We start from the raw sequence: 5,533 nt of genomic DNA on the forward strand, positions 1-5,533 counted from the left end.
CCGTCCGCTGCGTATGCACCTCTAAAATCTCCCGCCAGTCCAACGCCGGGTTCTCCAGTAACCGGTAGGCCGCCTTCGTCTGGGCAAAGCCCCCACTCACCACCGGAATACTTCCACTCGGATGCGCCGAGAGCGCGTCTACCAGCCGGATCAATCGCGTCCTCCGCCGGACATCCCCCAACTCTCACCCCCAGTTCTTCACAAACCCAACTCATCCCTATTCCTCAAATACTTGCATATACTACAGTACCTTGGAATTGTGGGGAATCGGTTGGGTTGTGAGGCACTTCGCGCCAAGCAAGTAGCGGATAGTGATCTGCCACCCGCTTAACAACCAATTAGCTCGCAGTAGGGCTAGTAATAATCCGTAAATTAGGAGGATTACTAAGCGGAGTGGTATTTGGACTATCGCTGCTATTATTGCTGCTACTATTGACTTTATAGACATGGATGATAGGCCAAACCATATTCCGACCGAGTATCCAACCGTTGCTCTGCACTACATATAAATAACCATTGGCCTCATCAAAAGCACCACCAGTTATAGACATCGCTCCGTCAGGATCCTGCCACGGCCAATCTTTTTTTGGATTATAGAAAGCATAAGAATCAATTGAGTTTGGCGCTCTAGTACCTTGCGCTACCTGCGCCAATTCGTCTGGGTCGATAAAAGTGAAGCGGGGTTCATAAGGCCCAGCATGATAACCTTTATCTTGAATGGCAGCAATTCCCCATGGACAATCGGTTCCACCACCACCATAGCAGAAGGGGATGGTATTAGTATCAATTGCACCGTGGCACCCATTATCGTGGTCGGTTATAGGGCAGGTAGGAATACCATTATAAGTACCATGCCGACCGAACAAAATAATCGCTTTTTTTCCACCACGTTCAACCCATGCTCCGCCATTTAAAGCATCTCCCACAGAATAATAACTATAGCCTGGATCACCTCCATAACGAAAATCCATCCAGCTCTTATCATTTCCAATATGGCTTGTCCCACTATTAAAATATATTAAGGGAACCCCTGATATATTGGCTCCTTGAGCCGGAGGCCCGTCAATCCAAGGACCAATCGCTGTTAACGCTGGCCCCATTGAGCCACCACAACATCCAGTCCCTCCATAAAGTCGCCCCTCAATTATTGAACGACCGCCTGTATATTGGTCCGCCCAAGCTTGTGGAGCAGCAAAAAAATATTCACCATGCTTATTACCATGTGACCATGAATCTACGTTGCCATTGGCTGGAGGTCCTACGTGCCAGGTTCCTTGATAACTGGGGTTTAAAATATCAACGCTATTTGAGTATCCGACAGTTGGATTATCTGAAGCTGCTACATTATAATAAATATATGTACCATAATAAAGCTTGGCTGATTGGCCAGCCCTAGCGCCAATATAATAAACACCGCCAAGCCTGTCACAAGGACCCGATGAGCAGTACGTACCGAAGCCGCTTATAGCTTTTAACTCAGTTACAGTTTTTAAGTCATCATAATTAGAGCTTTTCACAGGCGTTGGAATGGTGAGTTCAGCCACTTTTCCTCGATGGCTAATAATCAAGCTCCCTGGAAGACAGCCAGAACAACCGCTTGGATTGCCATCAGGCCTAAATGTAATTGACATGGTTGCACCTATGGCTCCCATACCTTGATAGAAATCGGTTAGAGGAGGCTTAAATGCTCCTAGATAGGTAATATCTTCAGGATTGAGTCGTTCTGCAACTGCATTATCATAATGAGCTGATAACAGCATCACAGAAACTAGCGATAATAAGAATTTGTTTCTCATGTGTTGACCCTTTTGTTAATACGATATCAGAGGGTGTAAAAGAGATTAGAAATTAATCTGCAATATACGAGGCCATCGGCAAAGTGAGATTTGTGATTGAGGAAAACTCATCTGCTCCAATATCAATCCCTGTATACTGGGAACGACTTTCGTTGTCGAAGTCGTTTCGCAATCCAGAAACTGGTAGCCCCAAATCAACTACTGATCTAATAGCCGACGCCAAATGTAAATTCCCAATAAGAACATTTACAAACCAGGCATCAGAAGCGTGAGTGACATTCCTTGTGACTGTGCCGGTCGCCCCATCTCGGCTCAGAATAGGTTTGTTGGTCAGATTATTAGCTATTAACACATTTTGAGTTGAGGTAAAGCGATATTCAATCGCTGATGGAAAATCGTTCTCCATGAAAATCGTGTTGTTGTACACTTGAGTATCAGGGCTTTCAATTAAAGCGATACTGGTATCCGCATAGAAACCTTTATTGGAAGCATGATAGATCATATTGTTACGAATGATGCCACCCATATTACCATGACCGTCCATTCCAAAGCCAATCCCACGGTCACAATTTAGAATTAAGTTTCTTTCTACGATATGATTACTAGATGGTGGATCCCAAAAATGAACGGCGAATTCGGCAACCGTATTATTTGGACTGATAATATTCTGAAATGTATTATTTCGGACTACCCAATCCTTGGCGCCGTGGGCGTCAATACCACCGATATAGTACTGTGGACCGACACTAGCGCTATATTCAAAGATGCAGTTTTCTACTAAACCATTATTCGATGTTGCGCTTGGGTTGGTTGGATCATAGCTTACTTTTAAGAGCTGTTGGTAGGCATCACGTAAAATACAATTCTTGATAATCAATCCATCCGCATTAGTTTCACCTGCGATTTGGATCAGATGCCACCTGCTCTTTTGCAGCGTAACATTGCTTAATTGAAAATTACTTGCCGCGACTCGGATCACATTCCCCACTTTTGCGGTGCTACTCATCGCATCACCTTGGATAATAACCTTCGTCCGGTCACTAGACTGGCCGACGATAGCTACGTTCGGTACGTTGACGTACAGCGTATCGTTTAAAGTGTAAGTGCCATCCCGCACCACAATTTTCGTGTTTCCGCCTAAATTATTGGCGGTTGCTACAGCGCTTTGCAATTCGGCTGCGGTGGCGACAGTAACTGTTCCGGCTTGAGCCGTGCCCGTCGTCCCGGTTAGGATTCCCAGACAAGCTACAGGAACTAGCTTGAAATTCATGTTTTTCTCAAACCGAGGCCCGCAAATAGCGGGCCTCGTTGCTGGGTTTATTTAAAGGCCACGTTGTCGAAGCTGGCGGTTGCGAGAACGGTATTGTTGTGACTTGTGACCGCCAATCCGACATAGGTATTAGCTGAGAGGTTCATGGTGACAGAGCCTACTTTTGTCCATGTGCTGCCATTTGCAGACTGATATGCAGTGAAGGTAGTTCCAGCCCGTGTCAGCTTGACCCAGTAGGGTGCTTTTAAGGCGCTGACATTGATGTTGCTGCTGCTTCCTCCAACCGTAGCCCGGTACTGGAAAGCCACGCCATTGCCTGGGGTCAGTACCACCATAGCATGGCGTGAATTGGCGTCTAGACTTTCGCGAATCATGACTCCCGCTTTGGCCCAGCTATTGGTGTTGGTTAAGTTGGCAACCCGCGCCACGATGGTGCCGTCTCCATTCAGAGGCTGATAGGCAAAGTTGAAGCTGTCTGCGGTCTCCCAAATATCCACACCAGCACCCTTCAACGTGTACGTGCCATTGCTGTAACCAGCGCTGCCAGTAAGAGCTACAGTACCAACATCAGTATTGAGCCACGGACTCGGCAAGGCACCGGTACCTATACCACCTACACTTAAGCTAACATTATCGAAAGTTGCATTAGCAATTGCCGCTGTATTATGGCTAGTGATTGCCAATCCGACATAGGTATTAGCTGAGAGGTTCATGGTGACAGAGCCTACTTTTGTCCATGTGCTGCCATTTGCAGACTGATATGCAGTGAAGGTAGTTCCAGCCCGTGTCAGCTTGACCCAGTAGGGTGCTTTTAAGGCGCTGACATTGATGTTGCTGCTGCTTCCTCCAACCGTAGCCCGGTACTGGAAAGCCACGCCATTGCCTGGGGTCAGTACCACCATAGCATGGCGTGAATTGGCGTCTAGACTTTCGCGAATCATGACTCCCGCTTTGGCCCAGCTATTGGTGTTGGTTAAGTTGGCAACCCGCGCCACGATGGTGCCGTCTCCATTCAGAGGCTGATAGGCAAAGTTGAAGCTGTCTGCGGTCTCCCAAATATCCACACCAGCACCCTTCAACGTGTACGTGCCATTGCTGTAACCAGCGCTGCCAGCGATAACTACGTTACCGATGTCTTTATCCACCCATGGGCTTGGTAAAGTTGCAGTCGCAGCAGCTTTAGCAGTAATGCTAATAGTTTTGGCAGTACTTGTGCCACCTGGGCCGCTGACCGTAAGACTAACAGTATAGTTACCCGCTGTCTTGTAGACATGCGCTGGTGGGATTTGTAAGTTGCTGGTTGTGCCATCGCCAAAATTCCAGTTCCAGCCTGTGGCGTTGGTCGAGCTATCGGCAACTTGTACAGTCAGCGGTACTGTTCCGCTAGTGGGGGTCGCGGTGAAACTCGCGGTGGGCACAGCGGCAGTGACTGAGATTGTTTGAGAAACCGTACTGGTGCCGCCGGCATTCTTGACTGTCAATTTAGCAGTGTAAACCCCAGCAGTATTATAGGTTTTCATCGTGCTTTGCGAGGTGCTGGTCGTACCATCACCGAAATCCCAGACTCGCTCAGAAACCGTCCCGGTCGAGGTATCAGTCAACGTTACAAGCAGCGGCGCTACGCCTGAAGTCGGTGTAGCGGTGAAGCTAGAGACAGGCGCGGCAGTTGTTGAACTGGTCGAAGTGGTGGAGTTGGTGCCGGCCACAGTCTGGCTGACTTCGTTGGAAAAGCCGCTCTCGTTCTTCGCCCCATCATACGCTTTGACCGCGAAATAATAGGTTGCGCCATCAGCGAGGCTAGCTACCGTTGCGGTGGTTGCGGCCCCAGCGTCGATCTGCGAAGTGTAGTTCCCACTAGCAGTTCCGTAGTAGACCCGATAGCCAGATACCGATCCGGTGCTGGCATTCCAACCGAGATTAACCTGTCCAGCGAACGCATTCGTTGCGAAGCAGGCGATTAGAACACTCAACCATCCTAACAGGCGTGAGAGGGGTTTGAGCGAATTGAACTTCGAGGCTGTGGTAGGCATGTTTTAGTTCTCCTAGGTTTATTTATGCCGCACGAACGCGGCATCTTCCTGGAAGAACTCTCTCATCCATGAGGAACTATCTCGTTCGCTTGGCGACCCTGCGACCGTGCTCCGTTTGTATGGAGGTTAGGCCAGTAGTTTTGCGCCGCTACCTTTCGGTAGGTTTGCCATTATCAAGCGGGTACTACTATATCCAATATAAAAATCGATATCAAGCCATTTTGGCTATTTAATTTTTACAATAGTTACAATGTAACAAAAAATTTTCAAATAATGCCAAATTGGCCCGATTAATCGGTCAAATTATGACTTTAATTATATTTTTATTGACATATTTTTTATATTTAGGAGTTACGCAGTTGGTTGATAAAGAGCGATAAGGAAGGTTATGAACCCACCGAAAGTCACAGATGAAGACTACATCCAGTTTCTGATAG

Annotated in this window: 4 protein-coding genes and 1 riboswitch; all 4 genes read right to left on the bottom strand. The window is 47.6% G+C overall.

Features of this window, described 5'->3' with window-relative positions; all coding sequences use genetic code 11:
* A partial coding sequence (locus BN873_RS21370; RefSeq protein WP_374727164.1) for an IS4/Tn5 family transposase DNA-binding protein occupies window positions 1–181 on the bottom strand: 181 nt, incomplete at its 3' end.
* 157 nt (window positions 182–338) lie between these two features.
* A complete protein-coding gene (locus BN873_RS20130) occupies window positions 339–1,796 on the bottom strand; it encodes a hypothetical protein (protein WP_139031722.1) in 1,458 nt (485 codons plus the stop codon).
* Between the two features lie 52 nt (window positions 1,797–1,848).
* Complete coding sequence (locus tag BN873_RS12950) at window positions 1,849–3,066, bottom strand: right-handed parallel beta-helix repeat-containing protein (RefSeq protein ID WP_048674334.1); 1,218 nt, start codon at window positions 3,064–3,066, stop codon at window positions 1,849–1,851.
* Between the two features lie 47 nt (window positions 3,067–3,113).
* The gene (locus tag BN873_RS21195) at window positions 3,114–5,096 is read right to left on the bottom strand and encodes a PKD domain-containing protein (protein WP_048674335.1); all 1,983 of its coding nucleotides are present in this window, start codon (window positions 5,094–5,096) and stop codon (window positions 3,114–3,116) included.
* An 88-nt stretch (window positions 5,097–5,184) separates the two neighbouring features.
* Window positions 5,185–5,275, bottom strand: a riboswitch (cyclic di-GMP riboswitch).
* Window positions 5,276–5,533: the final 258 nt, after the last annotated feature.

Source organism: Candidatus Competibacter denitrificans Run_A_D11 (genome assembly GCF_001051235.1).
Lineage (GTDB): Bacteria > Pseudomonadota > Gammaproteobacteria > Competibacterales > Competibacteraceae > Competibacter_A > Competibacter_A denitrificans.